Consider the following 2,129-nt stretch of genomic DNA (forward strand, 5'->3'; position numbering starts at 1 on the left):
GGCGCGGGCGGTCGCCGCGACGCGCGACGGCGCCGTGCTCGACGTGGCCGTGCGCGCCCGGGTGGTCGCGGACGCGGCCGACGACCAGCGCGTCGCGGCCGACCGGCTGCGCGACGCCGTCGCCGCCGCCTACGACGCCGCGCGCGTCCGGGTCGCCGAGCAGACGTCCGACGGCACGATGCTGCGCGGCGAGGTGCTCGCGCGGTGGCAGGACGTCGTCGGGACCGGTGAGTGGTTCCGACGTCTCGAGGCGGGCGTGTCACGGGTCCGCGACCGCGTCGTCGGCGCGATGACCGGGCGCCGGGCGGCCGACCCGGGGCTCGCGCAGGCTGTCGGGCACGGCGTGACGGCGCTGGTCGTCGACGCCGCGGAGGACGCGGCCGCGCGCGCCCACGCCGACTGGCACCACGACCCCGCGGGCCAGCCGCTGCTGCACGGGCTCGCGCTGTCGCGCGCGTCGGCCGACCTGCGCGTGCGGGCCGAGGAGCAGGTGCGCGCCTGGCAGGACGACGTGCTCGACCTCGTGCGCGGCGAGGGCGCCGAGAAGCGGGCGACCGCGCGCGCGGTCTCCTTCGGCGTCAACGGGCTCGGTGCGGCCCTCATGGTCGCGGTGTTCGCGTCGACCGGCGGGCTCACGGGTGCGGAGGTCGGCATCGTCGGCGGTACGGCGCTGCTCGCGCAGCGGCTCCTCGAGGCCGTCTTCGGCGACGAGGCCGTGCGGCGGCTCACGCGCACCGCGCACGAGCGGCTCGACGCGCGCGTCGCGCGGCTGCTCGACGCCGAGGCGTCGCGGTTCACGTCGGCGCTCGAGACGCTCGCGGCGGGCGTCGTCGACGGCGGGGCGCTGCGCGCCCGCGCGTCGCTCGTCGAGGTCGCGGCGCGCACGACGTCCGGCGACGGGCTCGGCGCGCGCACGACGTCCGGCAGCGAGAAGCACGCACGGGGCGGAGCGGCGGACACCAAGGCGTCGACGTCCGGGCGCGGTGGCGGACGCCTGCGCGGGTCCGGGGTGGTGGGCCGACCGCCTGTCGGCTCCCACGCGGACGTGGGCGCCACGACCGCGGACGACGGGGCGCCGGGCCGACCGGAAGCGGGCGGTCTGCGCGGATGGTGGGCGCGCGTGCGCGGGGGAGGTCGCGCGTGAGCCCCGCGGACGTCGACCCCGCGTCGCGGCTCCTCGCGCTCGAGCAGGCGGTGGCGCTCGCGGCGGGGCGCGTGGACCCGCAGGTCGAGTCGTCGGCGGCCGAGGTCCTCGGCCGGGCGCGCGAGCGGCTCGCGCTCTCGGGCGAGTACACGGTCGTGGCGCTCGCAGGCGCGACCGGCTCGGGGAAGTCGTCGCTGTTCAACGCGCTCGTCGGTGCCGAGATCGCCCGCCCGGGCGTGACGCGTCCGACGACGGGCCGCCCCTTGGCCGTGGTGCTGCCGCCGCCCGGGCCGGCCGCGACAGCCGGGTCCGGACCGGCGAGGACGACCGCGTCCGGACCCGACGACCTGCTCGACTGGCTCGAGGTGCACGACCGCGTCGTCGTCGGGGGCGAGAGCCCGGACGCGGCCGGCGCCGCCGTCGTGAAGGCGCGGGGGAGGGCAGGCGGGCTCGGCACCCTCGGGACGCTCGTCCGGCGGCGTCCGCGCGCGGTCGACGGACCGCCCGACCTGCCGACGGGCGCCGTGCTGCTCGACCTGCCCGACCACGACTCGGTCGTCGATGAGCACCGGGAGGTCGCCGAGCGTCTCTACGCGCGCGCCGACCTGCTCGTCTGGGTCGTCGACCCGCAGAAGTACGCCGACGCCGCGCTGCACGTGCGCTACCTGCGCCCGATGGCGGGGCATTCCCCGGTCCTGCTGCTCGCGCTCAACCAGGTCGACCGGCTGACGCCGCGCGAGGTCACCGAGGTCGTGGCGGACGTCCGGCGGATCGCCGCGCAGGACGGGCTGCGGGACGTCACGGTGCTGCCCGTGAGCGCGGTGACGGGCGAGGGCGTCGACGCGCTGCGCGACCATCTCGCCGACGCCGCACGCCGCCGTCGGGCCGCCACCCAGCGCGTCGTCGCGGACGTCCGGGCCGCGGGCGCCGCGCTGCGCGAGGCCTGCGGCAGCGCACGGGACGCCTCGTCGGCGGGGGACCGGGC

General features: G+C 79.1%; 1 protein-coding gene and 1 pseudogene. Both read left to right on the forward strand.

All coding sequences use genetic code 11. The features are described 5' to 3' along the window. Positions 1–1,144, forward strand: a pseudogene (locus CTKZ_RS19005) (ABC transporter); the annotation flags it as partial. Continuing rightward, on the forward strand, positions 1,141–2,129 hold a 989-nt coding region (locus CTKZ_RS19010), incomplete at its 3' end, for a GTPase family protein (protein ID WP_235843558.1). The pseudogene CTKZ_RS19005 and the gene CTKZ_RS19010, both read left to right, overlap by 4 nt.

Source organism: Cellulomonas algicola (assembly GCF_003851725.1).
Classification (GTDB): Bacteria; Actinomycetota; Actinomycetes; order Actinomycetales; family Cellulomonadaceae; genus Cellulomonas; species Cellulomonas algicola.